The 266-nt window shown below is 44.4% G+C and carries 1 protein-coding gene; it reads right to left on the reverse strand.

Going from position 1 to position 266, the window contains the following annotated elements:
* Positions 1-266: ATP-binding cassette domain-containing protein (locus R2R70_RS20695; RefSeq protein WP_410979005.1), on the reverse strand; the 266-nt coding region annotated here is incomplete at both ends.

Genomic DNA, 266 nt, shown 5'->3' on the forward strand with positions numbered 1-266 from the left:
GCCTGTATAGGCACGTAAAAAGCGTTCAAGCCAATATACGGCATCTAAATCAAGATGGTTTGTTGGTTCATCGAGTAATAGTAAATCAGCGTTTCGAATAAGTGCTTGGGCAAGGTTTAAACGCATGCGCCACCCCCCTGAAAACGCACTAACGGGGTTTTCTATTTGGTTATTAGCAAATCCTAACCCATGCAACAGCTCGCCAGCTTGCGATTCAATGCTGTAGCCTTTCATGTTTTCTAGCTGAATATGCACTTTGGCTTGGG

Source organism: Cobetia sp. SIMBA_158, from assembly GCF_046566945.1.
Lineage (GTDB): Bacteria > Pseudomonadota > Gammaproteobacteria > Pseudomonadales > Halomonadaceae > Cobetia > Cobetia amphilecti.